A 20,295-nucleotide genomic window follows, 5' to 3' on the forward strand; every position below is an offset into this window, starting at 1 on the left:
ATGATACATTTTTAACCAGGTGACTTTTTTTAGTCATAAGAAAGGCTTATTGATTTCGGAGAGGAATTATTTCTTTTATTCCTGTGATCCTGTTGCAGGATATTACGGTTTACTGGCCGCAAGGGGGATCTTCACTAAGCTTATTCCCACGCAGCGAAAATGATGGCGATGCCCATCTGTTGCGTGAGGAGTCCCTCCTCGGTACCTATGCAGTATGATGTCTAATCAATGACGGAGGTCAGTAATGGCAAACCATCGGGGCGGTTCCGGCAACTTTGCGGAAGACCGTGAAAGAGCATCAGAAGCAGGCCGTAAAGGTGGCCAAAACAGCGGGGGTAACTTCAAGAACGATCCGCAACGTGCATCAGAAGCCGGCAAAAAAGGGGGCAAAAGTAGTCACGGTAACCGTAACAGCTAGCCTGTCTGAATCTTCCATGGCGTTGGGTGCAGGTGAAACTCACACGCCATGATGCCACCGCCGCCGGATATTCCGGCGGTTTTTTTGGTCTGCAAGGTTGAACTGTAACAAAACGCAACGCAGACTAAAGGGATTCTGCTCATCAGGTGTCCCATGTCACGACGTTCAGGTTATTCCTTCTCCATAAAGCCCCAGGAAGCCATTCTCATCATCATCACGATGTTTTGGGGAGGCACCTTTCTGGCCGTGCAATATGCCGTCACGCAGAGCGGGCCATTTTTCTTTGTCGGTGTTCGTTTTGCAACCGCGGCGCTGGCTGTGGCGTTGTTGTCGCTGCGCACATTGCGCGGGCTAACCTGGCTGGAGTGCAAAGCGGGCGTGGCAGTCGGTGTCTCGATAGCGCTTGGCTATAGTCTGCAAACCTGGGGGTTGCAGTTCATCCCCAGCAGCAAATCGGCCTTTATCACGGCAATGTATGTGCCGCTGGTGCCCTTGTTGCAATGGCTTTGTCTGGGGCGAATGCCGGGTTTGATGCCCTGTGTGGGTATTGTGCTGGCATTCATCGGACTGATTTTACTTGCGGGGCCTGGCGATAATTTACTGGCGCTGGGCGAAGGTGAGTTGATTACGCTTGCCAGCGCGCTGGCGATTGCCGCCGAAATTATTCTGATCAGCGCATGGGCGGGGAAGGTCGATGTCCGTCGGGTGACGGTCGTACAACTGGCCACGGCATCGCTGGTGGCGTTTATTGCCATGGTGCCGGCTGAGGAGTCGGTTCCGCCGATGTCCACGGGATTACTGGTAGTCGCTCTTGGTCTTGGGATCTTCAGCGCCATTATTCAGGTCACGATGAACTGGGCGCAGCGCAGCGTTTCGCCAACGCGGGCAACGGTCATTTATACCGGTGAACCGGTATGGGCAGGGATTTTTGGCCGCATTGCCGGAGAGCGTTTACCGTTACTGGCGCTGTTGGGCGCGGTATTTATTATTGTCGGCGTACTGGTCAGCGAATTGAAGTTAAAACGAAAAACAACCTCAGAGGAGAACTCTGCTGACGACGCCTCGCAGGTGCCCCCGGATCCTCAGTAAGCAAAACCAATCCTGGGTTAACCCCCGCAAGATTTGTTATGCTCACGGAAAATAAAAAAGGAGAGGGCGCATGGTACAAAGCGCAGTCAAAAAAACAGGTAAACGTTCACAGGCCGTCAGTGCGAAACGCCAGGCCATTCTTAACGCCGCATTAAACACCTTTTCCCAGTTTGGCATTCATGGCACCCGGCTTGAGCAGGTCGCTGAACTGGCGGGCGTTTCCAAAACCAATCTCCTCTATTATTACCCGTCAAAAGAGGCGCTGTATGTGGCGGTACTGCGCCAGATCCTTGACATCTGGCTGGCGCCGTTGAAGGCGTTTCGTGAGGATTTCGCGCCGCTGGTGGCGATCAAAGAGTACATTCGCCTGAAACTGGAGGTTTCCCGCGATTATTCGCAGGCCTCAAGGCTGTTTTGCATGGAGATGCTGGCCGGGGCGCCGTTGCTGATGGAAGAGTTAACGGGCGATTTGAAGACGTTGATTGACGAGAAATCCGCGCTGATCGCGGGCTGGGTAGAGAGTGGCAAACTTGCCCCTGTCGATCCGCACCATCTTATCTTTATGATTTGGGCTTCAACGCAGCATTACGCGGATTTTGCCCCCCAGGTGGAGGCCGTGACGGGCGCAACGCTTCGCGATGAAGCCTTTTTTAACCAAACGGTCGAGAGCGTTCAGCGGATGATCATTGAAGGCATTCGCGTGCGTTAACCCGCGGGTGGCAACGGGCAGCTTAAATCACCTTCTTCACACTGGAGCAGCGAGGCTAAAAAAGCGTCGCGCTCAGCGGTTTTGTCTGTCAGACATTGACTGGCGATCATGGACTGTGCGCTACCGCCTTCCGTACCGGAGCTGAGTAATGCGCAATCGGCATCTCTGAGTGCAATCCACGCGCTCTGCGCTTTTTTCAGCAATTCACGCTGTGGCGGCGCGGCGCGGGTTAGCGCATTCTGATACGTTTCATTGAGTTTTTTATCGGCTGCCTGAAATTGAGCGGCGGCGCAGGTATTCATTTCGGTTTGTGTGCTGGCGTTTGCGCAGTCATCGGCCAGCGCCTGACTACTCAACAGTAGTGCGGCGCACATCAGTAAAATTCGGTTCATGCTTCCCTCTGGCTCCATAAAAAAAGGCTCCGTTACCGGAGCCTTAATTAACCACAGCCTTAGCCAATTGTCATCAGGCTGGCGTTACCTCCGGCTGCCGCAGTGTTAACGCTGAGAGAACGTTCAATGTACAGTCGCTCCAGCAAAATATTCGTTTCGCCACGAGCAAATCCCTGTACAGACACAATGGCTCCTTCGCGTGCGGCTACGGCTTCACACAGGGCGCGCAACTGATCGGAGTCACCGTGGAAGAGCACCGCGTCAAACGGTTGCGACATCAGTCCATCACGTTTGGCAAATTGAATACGCTTAGCAACGGCGGCAGGCAGGCGTTTGGCGAGCTCACGATGGGCGCTGTCTTCCGGCCACAAAATCAGACTACCGACCGACATGACGGCGGCAATCTGAACCAGGATATCCTGCTCGTCTTCCGCCAGACACAAGACGCGTTCGCGCGGCAACAGTGTCCAGGTGTTACGTTCCCCGGTGGGGCCTGGCAGTACACGTTGAGTCCCGGACTGACTGAGCTCGCTGAACTGCTGGCAGAGCGCGCGCAGTTCCGGGTTTTCTTCCGCCCATTTCGTTAATGCTTCCAGCGGCTGAATCAGCGCGGTTTTTACCTGGGCGTCGACAGCGTAATGGGCATCCTGACGCGCCAGCGTCGTCGCCAGGGCTTTCTCCGGGCGGTTTGCCAGCAGGCGGTAAAGATACAGCGGCCCGCCCGCTTTGGGGCCGGTGCCGGATAATCCTTCGCCGCCAAATGGCTGCACGCCGACCACGGCGCCGACCATGTTGCGGTTAACGTACAGGTTGCCTACACGCGCCGAGCCGGTGACCTGGGCGATAGTTTCATCGATACGGGTATGTACGCCGAGCGTCAGCCCGTACCCGGAGGCGTTAATGTGTTCGATCAGCGCATCCAGATTGTTACGGTTGTAGCGCACCACGTGGAGCACCGGTCCGAACACCTCTTTTTGCAACTCGTCGAAGCTTTCCAGCTCAATCAACGTCGGGGCGATAAAGGTTCCGGACTGCCATTCACGGGCGTCGTCGCTGTTTTCACGGACAGCCTGGAATACCGGACGGCCTTTAGCGCGCATTGCCTGAATATGACCTTCAATGTTGCTTTTCGCTTCATGGTCGATAACCGGACCGATATCCGTGGTCAGGCGACCCGGATTGCCCATCCGGCATTCGGCCATCGCGCCACGCAACATCTTCAGGGTATGCTCAGCGATGTCGTCCTGCAGACACAATATGCGCAGTGCAGAGCAGCGCTGCCCGGCGCTGTCAAACGCGGAGGCCAGCACATCGACCACCACTTGTTCGGTGAGGGCTGATGAATCGACGATCATGGCGTTCATTCCGCCGGTTTCCGCGATAAGCGGGATCGGCCGACCCTGGGCATCCAGGCGTGTGGCGAGCGTGCGCTGCAACAGCGTGGCGACTTCAGTCGAACCGGTAAACATCACGCCGCGCACACGGTTATCGGCGGTCAGTTGCGCCCCTACGGTTTCACCCCGACCAGGCAGCAACTGCACGACTCCGGCAGGCACGCCAGCTTCGCGCAGGATAGCAATCCCCTGAGCGGCGATAAGCGGTGTCTGTTCCGCGGGTTTTGCCAGCACACTGTTGCCAGCCGCCAGCGCGGCGGCGACCTGCCCGGTGAAAATCGCCAGCGGGAAGTTCCACGGGCTGATGCAGACCACCGGACCTAATGGACGGTGTGTTTCATTGTCGAAATCATCGCGTACCTGGCCTGCGTAATAGTGCAGGAAGTCCACGGCTTCACGTACTTCGGCAATGGCGTTGCTGAAGGTTTTACCCGCTTCACGCACCAGGATGCCGATCAGTTGTTGCATCTGACCTTCCATCAATACGGCGGCGCGTTGCAAAATCGCGGCACGCTCCTGCGGCGGTGTGGCAAACCAGATGGGGGCGTTATCTACCGCGCTTTGCAGCGCTTGTTCGACTTCTCCTGGGCTTGCTTCTCGCACGAAACCGACGGTATCTTTTGGCTCCGCAGGGTTAATCACGGGTGCCATTTCGCCATCGGCAACGGGCTGCTCCAGCATCGGTTTCGCCTGCCATTTTTGCAGAGCGCTATGGAGCAGGGCGGAGGAGAGAGAGGCCAGACGGTGTTCGTTGGCCAGATCCAGACCGCCGGAGTTTTCCCGGCCTTCACCATAGAGGTCGCGAGGCAGCGCAATTTTCGGGTGCGGGAGTCCAGCCTGCCCTTCCTGTTGCGCCAGTTTCTCGACGGCCTCTACAGGGTCTGCCACCAGTTCATCCAGCGGTAACGTGGCGTCGGCAATACGGTTAACAAAAGAGGTATTCGCCCCGTTTTCCAGCAGGCGGCGTACCAGGTAGGCCAGCAGCGTTTCATGGGTGCCGACCGGTGCATAAATGCGGCAAGGACGGTTGAGTTTACCGTCGGCAACTTTACCCGTGACCTGCTCGTACAGCGGTTCGCCCATGCCGTGCAGACACTGGAACTCATACTGACCGGGATAATAGTTTTGCCCGGCCAGTTGATAAATCGCCGCCAGCGTATGGGCGTTGTGGGTAGCGAACTGTGGATAAATCAGGTTCGGCACGCCAAGCAGTTTCCTGGCGCAGGCAAGGTAGGAAACATCGGTATACACCTTACGTGTATAAACAGGATAACCTTCCAGACCGTCCATCTGCGCGCGTTTGATTTCGCTATCCCAGTAGGCGCCTTTCACCAGACGGATCATCAAACGGCGGCGCGAGCGGGTCGCCAGATCTACCAGATAATCAATTACGAACGGGCAGCGTTTCTGGTAAGCCTGGATAACAAAGCCAATACCGTTCCAGCCTGCCAGTTCCGGTTCAAAACAGAGTTTTTCCAGCAGGTCGAGCGAGATCTCCAGACGATCGGCTTCTTCGGCATCGATGTTGATACCGATATCGTACTGGCGCGCCAGCAGGGTCAGAGACTTCAAGCGTGGATACAACTCTTCCATGACGCGGTCATACTGCGCGCGGCTGTAGCGCGGGTGCAGCGCCGAGAGCTTAATGGAGATGCCCGGACCTTCGTAAATACCGCGACCGTTTGAGGCTTTACCAATGGCGTGGATGGCCTGCTGGTAGGAAACCATATAGGCCTGGGCATCCACGGCGGTCAGCGCGGCTTCACCCAGCATGTCGTAGGAGTAGCGGAAACCTTTATCTTCCAGCTTGCGCGCGTTAGCCAGCGCTTCCGCAATGGTCTCTCCGGTCACAAACTGTTCGCCCATCAGACGCATCGCCATATCCACGCCTTTGCGGATCAGCGGCTCGCCGCTTTTACCGATGATACGGTTCAGTGAACGGGAGAGATTGGCTTCGTTATGCGTTGACACCAGTTTACCGGTGAACAGTAGACCCCAGGTCGCCGCGTTGACAAACAGCGACGGGCTGCGGCCAATGTGTGACTGCCAGTTGCCATTGCTGATTTTGTCGCGGATTAACGCATCACGGGTGGCTTTATCAGGGATGCGCAGCAGCGCTTCCGCCAGACACATTAACGCTACCCCTTCTTGTGAAGAAAGGGAGAACTCTTGCAGCAGGCTCTGAACCATGCCAGCACGACCGCTGGCTGTTTTCTGGTTGCGGAGTTTTTCCGCCAGTTGCCAGGCCAGTTTATGCGCCTGTTCTGCAACCGGTTGTGGCAGTCGGGCCTGTTCCATCAGCATTGCGACGGCATCAGTTTCGGCGCGACGGTATGCGCTGGTAATCGCGGCGCGTGACACCGACTGGGGAAGGATCTGCTCGGCAAATTCGAGGAAAGGCTGGTGGATTTCATCCTGCTGCGCAACGGACTCTTCGCTTTCATTTGCCGCACCGGCCAACAGCGCGGGGAGTTCTGGCAGCGAGTCATTATTTTCCAGTTTTTCCAGATAATTAAATATTGCCTGCTTGATGAGCCAGTGTGGGGTGCGATCGATACGTATTGCCGCTGATTTAATACGTTCGCGCGTCGCGTCATCCAGCTTAACCCCCATCGTGGTGGTTCCCATGCCGTGTGCTCCTGTTGTTCTGGTAAGTAGTACTAATGGTTATCGAGAAATATCTACTATGTTGCAACTTTGTGCAACCTTGTTAAGTGTGATGTGGCTTGCAAGCTTAAAAATGAATTAATTGTTAAATATTGGGCGGGTATTCTCTAATCGGGAAATAAAAAGTGAATTATTTTCTCTGCGGTAGTTAACACTTTTTAAAGGTGCAACCACAAAAAATGTGAGAGAGTGCAACCTATAGAAAAATGGCATGCCGCTTAATAAAAAAATGATGTAAATGGTGTGTTAAATCGATTGTGAATAACCACCGCTTCCGGCAGGATACGGGCGCCCTGGTAAACATATACACCACTGCTACGTTCCGGCAGGGGATAAACGGCAAGTTTCGATATTGCCGATAAATGATTCTGGAGATTTTTGATGGCTATTAGCACACCGATGCTGGTGACATTTTGTGTCTATATTTTGGGCATGATCTTGATTGGGTTTATGGCATGGCGTTCAACGAAGAACTTTGATGATTATATTCTGGGAGGCCGTAGCCTTGGGCCATTTGTGACCGCATTATCAGCGGGCGCATCGGATATGAGCGGCTGGTTGTTGATGGGTCTGCCAGGCGCGATTTTCATTTCGGGAATTTCAGAAAGCTGGATCGCGATTGGCCTGACTTTAGGCGCGTGGATCAACTGGAAACTGGTGGCGGGCCGTCTGCGCGTGCATACTGAATACAACAATAATGCGTTAACGTTGCCGGACTATTTCACCGGACGTTTTGAAGACAACAGCCGTGTTCTGCGTATTATCTCAGCGGCGGTAATTCTGCTGTTTTTCACCATCTATTGTGCTTCCGGCATTGTGGCGGGGGCGCGTCTGTTTGAAAGCACTTTCGGCATGAGCTATGAAACGGCGCTGTGGGCAGGGGCGGCCGCGACCATCATTTATACCTTTATTGGTGGTTTCCTTGCGGTAAGCTGGACCGATACCGTTCAGGCCAGTCTGATGATTTTTGCGCTGATCCTGACTCCGGTGATGGTAATTATTGGCGTCGGGGGTTTTGACGACTCGCTGGAAGTGATCAAACAAAAGAGCATTGAGAATGTGGATATGCTCAAGGGGCTGAATTTTGTCGCCATTGTTTCCCTGATGGGCTGGGGGCTGGGTTATTTTGGTCAGCCGCACATTCTGGCGCGTTTTATGGCGGCGGACTCTCACCACAGCATCGTGCATGCCCGTCGTATCAGTATGACCTGGATGATCCTGTGTCTGGCGGGAGCGGTAGCCGTCGGTTTCTTCGGTATCGCTTACTTCAACGATAATCCGGCGCTGGCTGGGGCGGTTAACCAGAACTCTGAGCGTGTATTCATCGAACTGGCGCAAATTCTGTTCAACCCGTGGATTGCCGGTATTCTGCTGTCTGCCATTCTGGCTGCGGTGATGTCGACTCTGAGCTGCCAGTTGCTGGTGTGCTCCAGCGCGATTACCGAAGATCTGTACAAAGCTTTTCTGCGCAAAGGGGCCAGCCAGAAAGAATTGGTATGGGTAGGGCGCCTGATGGTGCTGGTGGTGGCGCTGGTGTCTATCGCACTGGCGGCCAACCCTGATAACCGGGTTCTCGGCCTGGTAAGCTACGCCTGGGCTGGTTTTGGCGCGGCATTTGGTCCAGTGGTACTGTTTTCCGTAATGTGGTCGCGCATGACCCGCAACGGCGCTCTGGCGGGAATGATTATTGGTGCTGTGACGGTCATCGTCTGGAAACAGTTCGCCTGGCTGGGTCTGTATGAAATCATTCCGGGCTTTATTTTCGGTAGTGTTGGCATTGTCGTCGTTAGCTTGCTGGACAAAGTACCGTCAGCCGCCATGCAGGAACGTTTTGCGAAAGCGGATGCGCATTACCATTCTGCACCGCCATCGCGTCTGCAGGAGCAGTAACAGAGCCTGAAAGTCGCGAATTGCTGGCCGGATAAGATCATCATCCGGCCAAAACACTCTCCAGCCCGCCACGCGCGGGCTTTTTCATCTCCGCATCCATAAAGAATTAATAACCGTTAATCAGCTAAGTATTTACATTCAGTCATCATAATCAAAACATTCTGCTTGAGTTTTCTTTCTCTGTAATGATAATCACTATCACTGTAATTTACTTTTCTTTGCATCAGTTGACTAAGAATAACGTTTAAGGGCCTACGGCATGTTTGTTCCGTTTCTAATTATGTTACGCGAAGGGCTGGAAGCTGCGCTGATTGTGAGTTTGATCGCCAGCTATCTGAAGCGTACCCAGCGCGGTCGCTGGATCGGTGTGATGTGGATTGGGGTAATACTGGCGGCGGGATTGTGTCTGGCGCTGGGGATCTTCATCAATGAAACCACAGGTGAGTTTCCGCAAAAGGAACAAGAACTGTTTGAAGGCATTGTGGCGGTCATTGCCGTGGTGATCCTGACCTGGATGGTGTTCTGGATGCGTAAAGTGTCGCGCAACGTCAAAGTGCAACTGGAGCAGGCTGTCGATACCGCATTGCAGAAGGGAAATCATCACGGCTGGGCGTTGGTCATGATGGTCTTCTTCGCCGTTGCCCGTGAAGGTCTTGAGTCGGTGTTCTTCCTGTTGGCCGCGTTTCAACAGGATGTTGGGTTCTGGCCGCCGCTGGGCGCGATACTGGGACTGGCAACGGCAGTAGTGCTCGGTTTCTTACTTTATTGGGGCGGGATCCGCCTTAATCTTGGCGCTTTTTTCAAATGGACCAGCCTGTTCATTTTGCTGGTTGCTGCCGGACTTGCCGCCGGTGCGATCCGCGCGTTTCACGAAGCGGGACTCTGGAACCACTTCCAGGATGTGGCATTTGATATGAGCAATATCCTCTCAACACATTCGCTGTTTGGAACGCTGATGGAGGGGATTTTTGGCTATCAGGAAGCACCCAGCGTGAGTGAAGTCGCGGTCTGGTTTATCTATCTGATTCCGGCGTTGGTGCTGTTTGCGTTACCGCCTCGTGCAGCTACGACGGCGTCTCGTACAGCACCCTGAAAAATGTGGCGCAGAAAATAACTTAGTTACAACATACTTATTTAAAGGGATGAGTCATGACGATTAACTTCCGCCGTAACGCGCTGCAGTTGGGTATTGCTGCGCTGTTCACCTCCGCTTTTACTGCTCATGCAGCTGATATTCCACAGGTTAAAGTCACCGTTAATGATAAACAGTGTGAACCGATGACCCTCACAGTGAATGCTGGAAAAACGCAGTTCATTATTCTTAACCACAGTCAGAAAGCGCTGGAGTGGGAAATCCTTAAAGGCGTGATGGTGGTGGAAGAACGCGAAAACATCGCCCCAGGTTTCAGTCAGAAAATGACTGTAAATCTGCAACCGGGTGAATATGACATGACCTGCGGTCTGTTGACCAACCCGAAAGGCAAGCTGATCGTGAAAGGCAGCGCAACGGCTGATGCGGCGCAAAGTAACGCATTATTGAGCCTGAGTGGCGCTATCACCGAGTATAAAGCTTATGTAACGGCGGAAACCGCACAGCTGGTGACCGGCACCAAAGCGTTTACCGATGCCATCAAAGCGGGTGATATCGAGAAAGCAAAATCACTGTATGCGCCAACGCGTCAGCATTATGAGCGCATCGAACCTATCGCGGAGCTCTTCTCTGATCTCGATGGCAGTATCGACGCGCGTGAAGATGATTACGAACAGAAAGCGGCGGACCCGAAATTTACCGGCTTCCACCGTCTGGAAAAAGCCCTGTTCGCCGACAACAGTACGAAAGGCATGGAAAAGTATGCCGACCAACTTTATACCGATGTGGTTGATCTGCAAACGCGTATCAGCGAGTTGGCTTTCCCGCCCTCAAAAGTGGTGGGCGGTGCAGCGGCGCTGATTGAAGAAGTTGCCGCCACTAAAATTAGCGGTGAAGAAGAACGCTACAGCCGCACTGACCTGTGGGACTTCCAGGCAAACGTCGATGGCGCGCAAAAGATTGTTAATCTGCTGCGTCCGCAGCTACAAAAATCCAGTGCGGAATTACTGGCGAAAGTGGATGCCAACTTTAAGAAAGTCGATGCAATCCTGGCGAAATATCGCACCAAAGAGGGATTTGAGACTTATGACAAGCTGACCGATGCCGATCGTAACGCTCTGAAAGGGCCGATCACGACGCTGGCGGAAGATTTGTCTCAATTGCGCGGCGTACTGGGTCTGGATTAAGCACCATGCAGCAAGATAATGAAAACGGCGTGAGCGAACCGTCACGCCGACGTTTACTTAAAGGAATGGGGGCATTGGGCGGCGCACTGGCGTTGGCAGGGGGCTGCCCGGTGGCTCATGCTCAAAAACTGCAAAGTGCGCCAGGGACCTTGTCACCGGATGCCCGTAGCGAAACGCAACCCTTCTATGGCGAACATCAGGCGGGTATTCTCACGCCGCAGCAGGCCTCTATGGTGCTAGTGGCCTTTGACATTCTGGCCAGTGATAAAGCGGATCTCGAACGTCTGTTTCGTCTGTTAACGCGCCGTATCGCGTTCCTGACGACGGGAGGGCCAGCGCCTGAAACGCCAAATCCTCGCTTGCCGCCTATGGACTCCGGGATCCTCGGCGCCTGGATCGCACCGGACAATCTGACCATGACGCTCTCGGCGGGGCACTCGTTGTTCGATGAACGTTATGGATTACAGGCTCAGGTGCCGAAAAAACTGCAGAAAATGACGCGCTTTCCAAATGATTCACTGGATGCGGGGTTATGCCACGGGGATCTGCTCTTACAGATTTGCGCCAATACCCAGGATACAGTGATTCATGCGCTGCGCGACATTATTAAGCACACACCGGATCTTCTGAGCGTACGCTGGAAGCGGGAAGGGTTTATCTCCGATCACGCAGCTCGCAGTAAGGGGAAAGAGACGCCGGTCAATCTGCTGGGCTTTAAAGATGGCACAGCCAATCCCGACAGCGCAGACGTCAGACTGATGCAGGATGTGGTGTGGGTGACGGCAGAGCAAGGTGAACCTGCGTGGGCAATAGGGGGCAGTTATCAGGCTGTCCGACTGATTCAGTTTCGCGTTGAGTTTTGGGACCGGACGCCGCTGAAGGAGCAGCAGACCATTTTTGGTCGTGATAAACAGACCGGGGCGCCGCTCGGAATGCAGCACGAACATGATGTGCCGGATTACGCCAACGACCCGGAAGGGAATGTGATTGCGCTGGACAGCCATATTCGACTGGCGAATCCGCGCACGGCGGAGACCCAATCCAGTCTGATGATGCGCCGTGGCTACAGTTATTCACTCGGCGTGACCAATTCCGGGCAACTGGATATGGGACTGCTTTTCGTCTGTTATCAGCATGATCTGGAAAAAGGTTTTTTGGCCGTGCAAAAACGGCTGAATGGTGAAGCACTTGAGGAGTACGTTAAGCCAATAGGCGGCGGCTACTTCTTTGCACTACCTGGCGTAAAAAGCGCCGACCACTATCTGGGACAATCCCTGCTGGAAGCCTGATGTTCAGCCCCGCAATTCCTGCGGGGCTGTTCCGTTCATCCCCATGAATGAAAATATTATTTTTTGATATGACCCTTTTGCTGAAATCATTTTGTAATATTCCTGTAAGAGACTGTTGTCAGCGCAAAGAGAACCTTTCGTTAATGTAAAGTAAAAATGTTGTTGCGTTAATGATCGATTCTGTTGTAATTATACATATGAGCGGTAGTTCCCGGCAGTGATGGTCATTCACTATGGAGATCGCGAATGGTAAGGTCCTCAACTGGACATGCTTTTCACAGTAACCGCATTACCTTACGCGGAAGTTTCTCCTCCGGTAGCCCTCTCGTCACCCCTAAATTTCCCTCACTTCTTCTTAGCATTGTTACTGACGCCGTATACGGTGCGCGTAGCCGTGTGTGGTGTCTTTTTAGAAAGCAAGCTATGGCTTACAAGGAAGCCAACCCTCAGATGTGTGTGCGCATAATCGTGCTGCTAGCGGCACGTGTGATGTATACCTACAACTCAAGGTGCTATCCATGGGAAGACAAAAAGCAGTGATCAAAGCTCGTCGCGAAGCAAAGCGTGTGCTGAGACGGGATTCGCGTAGCCATAAGCAACGTGAAGAAGAATCGGTCACCTCGCTTGTGCAGATGAGCGGCGTAGAAGCAATTGGCATGGCGCGCGACAGTCGCGACGCGACACCGATTGCTGCGCGAAATGAGGCTCAGGCGCACTACCTGAATGCCATTGAGAGCAAACAGCTGATTTTCGCTACGGGTGAAGCCGGGTGTGGTAAAACCTGGATCAGCGCGGCAAAAGCAGCAGAGGCCCTGATACATAAAGATGTAGAAAGGATCATTGTCACCCGACCAGTCCTGCAGGCCGACGAAGATCTCGGCTTCTTGCCTGGAGATGTTTCTGAGAAATTCGCACCTTATTTTCGCCCGGTTTACGATGTGCTGGTGAAACGTCTGGGGGCGTCTTTTATGCAATATTGCCTGCGACCTGAGATTGGCAAGGTGGAAATCGCGCCGTTCGCTTATATGCGTGGACGTACATTTGAAAATGCAGTTGTCATTCTCGACGAGGCTCAGAATGTGACTGCTGCGCAGATGAAAATGTTTTTAACTCGCCTCGGGGAGAACGTCACGGTGATCGTCAATGGTGATATTACCCAATGCGATTTGCCTGCTCACGTTCAATCAGGGCTCAGTGACGCGTTAGCGCGTTTTGAAGAAGATGAGATGGTCGGTATTGTCCGATTCAACAAAGATGATTGTGTGCGTTCAGCGCTCTGCCAACGCACGCTTAATGCTTACAGCTAGCGGTAGTACGATTTCATAGCCCGGGAAACCGGGCTTTGTTTTTAGCAGGGTGCGTATTTGCTTATTTCGTACGGGGTAAATCGACTGCTGCAGCAACCCGGTGAATTATTTTTTGTCACTGTTCCAGTAATTGGCATAAACCACGCCAAAGAGTTTGTCATTCTCATCAATTTTCTTTAACGCCTTCGGTGCGTTCTTTTCGTAATATATCGTCATCTGTGTAGGGTTTTTTAATGGCAACGTTATGCCTTACTTTTCTAATGACCGTATTTTGATGTTCTTTGCGTAGACGGTTATCAGGATCGAAAATGAATTTTCTTTCATTAGGTGTTTGTTTTAACCGTTTTCGTGAAATAGGTTTTAGTGGAACAAAACTATCTTCGTCAGACGATGCCAGAATCTGATTAAGCAGTGTTGATTCTACCGTAAGCATTTATTATTTTCCTGATAAAATGATAAAGCGATTTTTTAGTCAAAAAAACCTCTATCAAGGGGACGACCTCAGCACTATTCTGACCTCGCTATCTGCTGTTCTTGTGATTAAACGCGTATTCCGTCTTACTCTGCGGGCCGCACAAGGCTTTATTGCTGCTATTTTTGTCCTGATGGGTGTTCCTTTGCGCTGTCCTGGTTACACCAGTACCAGCAAGCACGCCACGTTAATTAATGTCAGTTTCAGGTCACTCCCCCGGAGTGACATCGCGTATCTGGAGAAAGCTGCATTTGGCCGCTGACAGTAAATCGCATGAAATCCTCTGTGCAGACCTGTCGCTAAATCATGTCACGAACGCAGAGACATTCCCTGAGCTAATCCCTCAGACCCACCTAAAAATAAGTTCCCTCATCTCTCCCCAGGGGGACGGGTTACTGTCTGTGCGGATAGGCATAACAAAAAAACATGATCGTTAGCCAGGTAACGGACTGGTATTTTTTAATGCGGCAGCCCCAAAAACGAGGACTAAGGGTTGCAGAATCGCTAAATGTTGCAGCAAAGCGTTTTGGATATAGACCAGAGTGTCGGTGACACCTATGTAAAAATGATCATTATAAATCGAATTTAACCAGTTATATACATTGCCGTATTACTCTTGAGAGGGGGGGGTATGTTTCAAGTAAAAGTAAAACCTACCATAAACACGATGAAAAAAACTTCTGATTCAGGACAATCTCTGTCAGAAATTGAAGAGAGAGTTCACACTAATAATTCAATAAGAAAAAATAATATTGGATTGCCAGCGAATACTTCAGAGCAGGTGGTTGATGGGAACATTGAACAGTTCAGGAAGAAAAAAATATCTACATCTATAGATGAATGGAAAAACAATGATGGACACTCTCCCGAAAGTATAGCCAGACGTTGGCTGGAGATAAGTAGAAAAAAACGAGCTGATAACAGTTTTCTAAGGATGCAAAAGAAAGGATCACTTTTGAGAGATGGTTTTTTATCTGAGGCAGCATCTATGTCTGGATTGGCAGGGGGTATATTTTATTTGACATCAAGTTTGATATTCAACTTGCCTAATGTTTTTGGTTCAGAGCGGAGCATTAAAGGGCAAGCATTACATAATCAGAATTCCTTACGCACCAGTAAATTTGATAAACAAGAAATGAATTTCATTGCAAATTTCATCAAACAAGATTTTTATTTGTCGCACGCCACAAATGCAAACATAGAAAATGCAAATGGAGACATAAATATTTATTCAAGAAAAATGCTGCAAGATAAAAAAATTGCTTTCAACGAGTCTAATTCCGATTTTGAAGATGTTAATGGGCTAGGGAATGATGATTATGCGTTCTTCTCTCTGGAAATAGGTCCTGCTTTGAAAAAACAAAAAAGCCGGTTTGGTAACACCATTTATAAATCTTCAGTATCAAATGGTGCATTTAAATTCGCATCACTATCGCTTATCGATCAGCTAACTATGGTTTTTCCAGAACCCAAAATACCCGGATTATCATATGAAGGTAAGGTTCAATTAGCTGGTCGGCCATCCTTAAAAAGAGAAGAGGTTTTTTTTCATGGCCTGGATGATTCAATCTTATCTCTAGCGAATCATATCGTTCTATCCACAAGAGTTCTTTCCCGGCAGTCGGATAGAGATGTGATACTTAATGAACGGAATCCAGATAAACTAGATAGAATAATGAACTATCTATTTAGGCCGGAGGTAAGAGTTCCCAGAATGGCAGGTATTAAAAATGGAGAATATTTCAAGTATCGATTTGGAAATAGATAACAGCTATCTTGATGGTTAGGATATTCAATTCGGGCACTGGCTGGAAGGCTTTGTTGAATAAATCAGTATTCTGTTGTCCATTTCTACTACGCATGACTCCCGCTCAGACGCTGATTCGCAACCGTACGGTTGCGGTCTGCATACCCGCCCGACCAGTAACCCTCCCCCTTTAGTGGAGAGATGAAGGCGCTGATTTTCCTGCGCCGCAATTCATCCTGACACAGTCGTGCGTCGTATGCGCCATCCGCTGCAACTGACCTGATTTTTAGGTGGGTCTGAGGGATTAGCTCAGGGAATGTCTCTGCGTTCGTGACATGATTTAGCGACAGGTCTGCACAGAGGATTTCATGCGATTTACTGTCAGCGGCCAGATGCAGTTTTCTCCAGATACGCGATGTCACTCCGGGGGAGTGACCTGAAACTGACATTAACTAACGTGGCGTGCTTGCTGGTACTGGTGTAACCAGGACAGCGCAACGGAACACCCATCAGGTAAAAAGTTGAACCAATAAAGCCTTGTGCGGCCCGCAGAGTAAGCCGGAGAACGCGTTTAATCACCAGAACAGCAGATACCGAGCTCAGAATAGTGCTGAGACCGAAGGTGTTGCTGACTTATACCAGGCCTGCATCGTCTTGTTGTTCAGCCAGAATGTAATCAAACTGCGGTTAATGAGGGCTGTAGAAACGATAGATGGTCACTCTGAACATCGGCTTTGCTATATATAGGGCTGTCTGCGTCATACGGATGATGCGAGATCTGTCCTTTCGATTGGTAAAAGTTCTATTTATTCAACAGAACCCAAAATATATCTCCAGAGGGTGGGCAGTGCAATCGGTATCAATAACCTAACTGTCAGAACAGGTCTTAGCTAATACATCTAATTATCCGTCCTCATCCTATCTTGACAGTTAATTAAGATTTTCTGATATGTAAACAGCCCCCCCCAGTTAGTGGTTTATGCGTTCAGGATTAATAGCCGATTTTTTACTGTGAAAAATAAATCATATATTGAGCAATATTCCATTGGCCCAGCTAATAATTCATATTCTGGATATGTTGCATGTTAATGAAAATCAAACCACATGAAAGAATTGCGTTCTCTAATAGTTATCGATTCTGGTAATGTGTTTTGCTGGGTAATAATAAGGATGCCTGATGACATGTCATCTTCGAATAATACTACCCCTGATGGAAGGCTGCTTCTGCAATGCGCAAATTCAGTCTTCCCCAGGAGTTTGGTTTAAGTGTTGGTGAGAATGACGAATCTGTTGGCGTTTTGGTGAACCTTGAGTCTCTGATGCGGGTTATTCATAAATTCACACCAGAGATCGAGGCTCTGTAATCAGCGCTGGCAGATTATGAGTTTTAATTCTCTTGTTTTGTGATTGAAATTAACATTTTCATCAGTTCGGAAATGATAGCCTTGTTTTTATTCTTTCTATTAACATAGAGTCCGCTGTGGATCCTGATATTGGGAATTTCTAATGTGCGCGTACCCGGGGGAGAGAAGTACGGGATTAAGCATTCAGGGAGAAGCAACATACCTTCTCCAGCGCTGGCGGAAATGAGAAGCGAGGCTGTATCTCGCTCAGTTTCCATGATCTCAATATGTGGAATAAAATCGCAGATACTTTTGGAGACAATTCCTTTAAGTTCAGACGAGAAAACATCTTTCCTGATGAACAGTTTTACGTTTTTGATTGCGTTGAAGCTTTTCAATGCCTCATCCGGGATGTTATTGGGCATTATAATGAACAATGATTCATCACTGTATTTATGAAAAACAACGTCTTCACTGTATGCAATTTTCCTGAAGGAAAGAATGCCTACATTAGGATTGGTTTTCAATGATTGTATTTCTTTACATGAAATTGAGACCCTCCTGCATGTTATAGGTTGATTTGTGTTTTTTAACCATGTCATTAAGTGCTGATAAATAATGAAAGGAACGCTAATGTCACAAAGCAACTCAAATCTGTTACTTTTTTGAGATGAGCAAAAATCACTTTCTATATCACATAATAAATCGTGGACAGGCTTTATTTTTTCATATAAGGACTGGGCAAGTTCAGTGGGGTCAATCTGGTTATATTTCCTGATAAATAGTTTCCCTCCTATTTTTTCTTCCAGTTCGTACAAAACGCGAGCTAAAGGTGAGCGTGTAACACACAGTTGATCCGCAGCATAATTAATACAACGGGTTTCGAAACAAACAATAAAATATTTTAACTTTTTAGATATTAGTAAAGTCATGTGCACTCCGTATGAAAATTGTCCGCTGTTGTCTGGGATGGGCAAGCTCCGGTGATAAATATAATATTTATTACAATCCACATGTATAATCTTTAGGCATATCTTTTCAGTACTCTTAACATTAAAAATACAGCGGTTTCGCGCACACTTGGCGCAAAAATGGCTTATCAAGTGAATTATAAAAGCACTCTTATTTTAGTTGCTTAAATCCTACAAATTTGCCAAATCTTACTTGGCCGTGTTTTTACCGCAAAGGTAAACACCATGAAGATATCCGGACAAGATAGTTGAACTATTGCTACGATCTACGGATCTGTTTCTGACGAACCTGAAGGATATGGTACACCGTCTGGTCGGTTAGACGGTCGTTAGTCGGGGTGTCGAAAAGTCGAATATCGATAAGCGTGTCATCTATTCAGCAGGATAGGTCTTTGAACGCAGGGAGGTGGCGTTAATGGCCCGACAGGTGTCGCGCAATCGTTCCATAATGCTCACCATGTGATAGCGTCGCAGGTCTCTCCGGATGCAATTGTCTGCGTTCGCGGCAGCAAGAAATTTTGTGAGATGAGGGTGTTAGCGACAATCATCGATTCTTTGTAAACATCTAATCCGAAGTACAACGTTTTATTGTTTTTCATGCTGACCTCCGTAGTGAAATATTACGGGGGCAGTAACAATTCATCGGTGCGGTTCTGGTAACGATGTTTACCCACGTTAAATATTCTACGTTGTTAGCACCTGTCTTACGGAAAGTTACTCTGTCTTACGATGCAGGGAAATTTTCTTTTTATATATGAATCATAAATCGCACAGTTCGAAAGCAAAAATTAGGCATGGTTGGCAACTCGAGTCTGTTAGTCTTTTCCAAATTAGGTATGTACTGATGGTCTGAAAGAATATACATATATTCTGTCTATCAGAGGAAAATGATTATCAACGTCGGCATGGCAGCGGTGCGGCCTGCAGAGTTCATTATTCTGCAATTCAGCCAGAATGTCGAACAGCAATAATCGCACAATATTATCGTACCAGGCTCAATGGTGTTGCTAATTCACAACTGGAGAATAATAATGACTGTCACGCCGACCTACCCCGGTGTTTATATTGAGGAAGATGCATCCCGCTCTATTTCGGTAAGCCATGCAGCAACGGCAATACCTGTGTTTATTGGCGTATTCCGCCGTCTTGATGGCGTGGCATTATCTTCCGGCCAGTGTATTCCAGTAAATAGCTGGCTTGATTTCAGTTCAGCGTATATGACGCTTCCCGACGTTTCTGTTGCTTTTACATCGACGGAGGATACTGAGGAATATACCTATACCTGGACGGTGAATGCCGGGTTTAATCCGCTCAGTATTCAGAGTTATTTTCAGAATGGCGGCGGGCCCTGTTACCTGTTGCCTTTAATCAACCCTGCCAGTTCGATAGAACTGGCAGCATTACCTGAGGCCATTACAAAAGAAAGTGACATTACGTTGCTGGTTTCGGTTTACAGCTCAACGGATGAGCAGACGGCTGTTTACAGCAGTATTAATAGCTTACTGAAGAACGAACCGGGCTACTTTTTACTGGCTGACAGCACTGATGGTTCAAGGGTTCCGTCCACTGAGCCGATGAAAACAGCAGTCTATTATCCAAAGGTGTCTGTCAGGGCTTCCCGCCCTGCCGATACAGCAATTGCAGTGTCAGGGTATAAAGATCCCCTTCATCCTGATGGGGGTGAAATTACCACGCTGGATATGCTGAACACGGCTAATCCAGCCCAGTATGCCCTCGTCAGTGCGGATATAGATTCCTTACTGGCGAAAGCCCCTGTTTCTCCCGCAGCCACTCTGGCCGGTGTTTATTGTACCAACGACCGTAATCGCGGGGTCTGGAAATCACCCGCCAATATGGCCATTACCGGCATATCCGGGATTACCGAACTGGTTTCTGACAATGCCCAGGCAGACATGAATAATAAAGGCATTAATGTCATCCGCTATTTCCCTGACCGGGGATATCTGGTGTGGGGAGCCAGAACGCTGGCGGGAACGCAGGCAAACAGTGACCTCCGCTGGCGCTATATCTCGGTACGTCGACTGTTTAACAGCGCCGAGCGGGATATCAGAAGCGCAATGCAGGCGCTGACATTTGAACCGAATAGCCAGCCAACCTGGCAGAAGGCCAGTAATGCCATCGAAAACTATCTGTATGACTTATGGCGTCAGGGGGCGCTGGCGGGAGCAACGCCGGAAGAGTCGTATTCTGTGCAAATTGGCCTCGGCAGCACCATGACACAGGAGCAGATTAATCAGGGGCAAATGATTGCCAGCGTGGGTATTGCGGCGGCGCGTCCGGCAGAATTTATTATTCTGCAATTCACTCAG

At 49.9% G+C, this 20,295-nt stretch carries 15 protein-coding genes and 1 pseudogene; 11 read left to right on the plus strand and 5 right to left on the minus strand.

The genetic code is table 11. From position 1 onward, the window contains the following. The first annotated feature begins 244 nt into the window (after positions 1 to 244). The 3 genes from CJP72_RS18250 (at position 245) to rutR (ending at position 2,216) form a co-directional block, all read left to right on the plus strand. Entirely contained in the window at positions 245 to 418 is a 174-nt protein-coding gene (locus CJP72_RS18250; RefSeq protein WP_162382755.1) for a general stress protein, read from the plus strand. A 153-nt stretch (positions 419 to 571) separates the two neighbouring features. Then, positions 572 to 1,507: a DMT family transporter gene (locus tag CJP72_RS18255; protein ID WP_162382756.1), complete on the plus strand. Its 936-nt coding sequence runs from the start codon at positions 572 to 574 to the stop codon at positions 1,505 to 1,507. 70 nt (positions 1,508 to 1,577) lie between these two features. Continuing rightward, positions 1,578 to 2,216: an HTH-type transcriptional regulator RutR gene (gene rutR / locus CJP72_RS18260; RefSeq protein ID WP_162382757.1), complete on the plus strand. Its 639-nt coding sequence runs from the start codon at positions 1,578 to 1,580 to the stop codon at positions 2,214 to 2,216. Here rutR and CJP72_RS18265 read toward each other — a convergent pair. Then, positions 2,213 to 2,608 (minus strand): lysozyme inhibitor LprI family protein, encoded by a 396-nt coding sequence (locus CJP72_RS18265; protein ID WP_162382758.1) that lies wholly within the window; start codon positions 2,606 to 2,608, stop codon positions 2,213 to 2,215. The genes rutR and CJP72_RS18265 overlap by 4 nt on opposite strands. Before the next feature lie 59 nt (positions 2,609 to 2,667). Next, positions 2,668 to 6,630: a trifunctional transcriptional regulator/proline dehydrogenase/L-glutamate gamma-semialdehyde dehydrogenase gene (gene putA / locus CJP72_RS18270; RefSeq protein WP_162382759.1), complete on the minus strand. Its 3,963-nt coding sequence runs from the start codon at positions 6,628 to 6,630 to the stop codon at positions 2,668 to 2,670. A gap of 420 nt (positions 6,631 to 7,050) precedes the next feature. On the opposite strand from putA, the gene putP reads away from it, so the two are divergent. From putP to phoH, 5 genes are all read left to right on the plus strand, one after another. Next, positions 7,051 to 8,559, plus strand: a complete 1,509-nt coding sequence (putP, locus tag CJP72_RS18275) for a sodium/proline symporter PutP (RefSeq protein WP_162382760.1) — start codon at positions 7,051 to 7,053, stop codon at positions 8,557 to 8,559. A 259-nt stretch (positions 8,560 to 8,818) separates the two neighbouring features. Then, on the plus strand, positions 8,819 to 9,652 hold the full coding sequence (gene efeU / locus CJP72_RS18280) for an iron uptake transporter permease EfeU (protein WP_162382761.1): 834 nt from the start codon (positions 8,819 to 8,821) through the stop codon (positions 9,650 to 9,652). A gap of 56 nt (positions 9,653 to 9,708) precedes the next feature. Next, entirely contained in the window at positions 9,709 to 10,836 is a 1,128-nt protein-coding gene (gene efeO / locus CJP72_RS18285) for an iron uptake system protein EfeO (RefSeq protein ID WP_162382762.1), read from the plus strand. A 5-nt stretch (positions 10,837 to 10,841) separates the two neighbouring features. Next, a complete protein-coding gene (efeB, locus tag CJP72_RS18290; protein WP_162382763.1) occupies positions 10,842 to 12,125 on the plus strand; it encodes an iron uptake transporter deferrochelatase/peroxidase subunit in 1,284 nt (427 codons plus the stop codon). Positions 12,126 to 12,643: 518 nt separating this feature from the next. Continuing rightward, complete coding sequence (gene phoH, locus CJP72_RS18295) at positions 12,644 to 13,432, plus strand: phosphate starvation-inducible protein PhoH (RefSeq protein ID WP_193568779.1); 789 nt, start codon at positions 12,644 to 12,646, stop codon at positions 13,430 to 13,432. Positions 13,433 to 13,598: 166 nt separating this feature from the next. On the opposite strand, the gene CJP72_RS18300 is transcribed toward phoH, so the two are convergent. Further along, positions 13,599 to 13,865 carry a hypothetical protein gene (locus CJP72_RS18300; protein WP_238340107.1) on the minus strand — a complete coding sequence of 89 codons (267 nt, stop codon included), beginning with the start codon at positions 13,863 to 13,865 and terminating at the stop codon, positions 13,599 to 13,601. A 19-nt stretch (positions 13,866 to 13,884) separates the two neighbouring features. On the opposite strand from CJP72_RS18300, the gene CJP72_RS18305 reads away from it, so the two are divergent. Both CJP72_RS18305 and CJP72_RS18310 read left to right on the plus strand, forming a co-directional pair. Then, on the plus strand, positions 13,885 to 14,166 hold the full coding sequence (locus tag CJP72_RS18305) for a transposase (protein WP_162382764.1): 282 nt from the start codon (positions 13,885 to 13,887) through the stop codon (positions 14,164 to 14,166). Positions 14,167 to 14,535: 369 nt separating this feature from the next. Next, positions 14,536 to 15,672 (plus strand): hypothetical protein, encoded by a 1,137-nt coding sequence (locus tag CJP72_RS18310; protein WP_162382765.1) that lies wholly within the window; start codon positions 14,536 to 14,538, stop codon positions 15,670 to 15,672. 89 nt (positions 15,673 to 15,761) lie between these two features. Here the strand turns inward: CJP72_RS18310 and CJP72_RS25615 are convergent. Then, positions 15,762 to 16,396 (minus strand): annotated as a pseudogene (locus CJP72_RS25615) (transposase); the annotation flags it as partial. A 642-nt stretch (positions 16,397 to 17,038) separates the two neighbouring features. After that, complete coding sequence (locus CJP72_RS18325) at positions 17,039 to 17,926, minus strand: LysR family transcriptional regulator (protein ID WP_162382768.1); 888 nt, start codon at positions 17,924 to 17,926, stop codon at positions 17,039 to 17,041. A 1,070-nt stretch (positions 17,927 to 18,996) separates the two neighbouring features. Between CJP72_RS18325 and CJP72_RS18330 the strand changes: the two genes are divergently transcribed. Then, positions 18,997 to 20,295 (plus strand): phage tail sheath family protein (locus tag CJP72_RS18330; RefSeq protein ID WP_162382769.1); only part of this gene is annotated, 1,299 nt, incomplete at its 3' end.

This window comes from Citrobacter sp. NCU1, assembly GCF_010231475.1.
Taxonomy (GTDB): Bacteria; Pseudomonadota; Gammaproteobacteria; order Enterobacterales; family Enterobacteriaceae; genus Citrobacter_D.

Bases quoted from the DNA above. Each gene is read 5' to 3' on its own strand.
- phoH (WP_193568779.1), top strand. From the start codon at position 12,644: ATGGGAAGACAAAAAGCAGTGATCAAAGCTCGTCGCGAAGCAAAGCGT.
- CJP72_RS18265 (WP_162382758.1), bottom strand. From the start codon at position 2,608: ATGAACCGAATTTTACTGATGTGCGCCGCACTACTGTTGAGTAGTCAG.
- CJP72_RS18310 (WP_162382765.1), top strand. From the start codon at position 14,536: ATGTTTCAAGTAAAAGTAAAACCTACCATAAACACGATGAAAAAAACT.
- putA (WP_162382759.1), bottom strand. From the start codon at position 6,630: ATGGGAACCACCACGATGGGGGTTAAGCTGGATGACGCGACGCGCGAA.
- CJP72_RS18305 (WP_162382764.1), top strand. From the start codon at position 13,885: ATGATAAAGCGATTTTTTAGTCAAAAAAACCTCTATCAAGGGGACGAC.
- CJP72_RS18300 (WP_238340107.1), bottom strand. From the start codon at position 13,865: ATGCTTACGGTAGAATCAACACTGCTTAATCAGATTCTGGCATCGTCT.
- efeO (WP_162382762.1), top strand. From the start codon at position 9,709: ATGACGATTAACTTCCGCCGTAACGCGCTGCAGTTGGGTATTGCTGCG.
- CJP72_RS18255 (WP_162382756.1), top strand. From the start codon at position 572: ATGTCACGACGTTCAGGTTATTCCTTCTCCATAAAGCCCCAGGAAGCC.
- efeB (WP_162382763.1), top strand. From the start codon at position 10,842: ATGCAGCAAGATAATGAAAACGGCGTGAGCGAACCGTCACGCCGACGT.
- rutR (WP_162382757.1), top strand. From the start codon at position 1,578: ATGGTACAAAGCGCAGTCAAAAAAACAGGTAAACGTTCACAGGCCGTC.
- putP (WP_162382760.1), top strand. From the start codon at position 7,051: ATGGCTATTAGCACACCGATGCTGGTGACATTTTGTGTCTATATTTTG.
- CJP72_RS18325 (WP_162382768.1), bottom strand. From the start codon at position 17,926: ATGACTTTACTAATATCTAAAAAGTTAAAATATTTTATTGTTTGTTTC.
- CJP72_RS18250 (WP_162382755.1), top strand. From the start codon at position 245: ATGGCAAACCATCGGGGCGGTTCCGGCAACTTTGCGGAAGACCGTGAA.
- efeU (WP_162382761.1), top strand. From the start codon at position 8,819: ATGTTTGTTCCGTTTCTAATTATGTTACGCGAAGGGCTGGAAGCTGCG.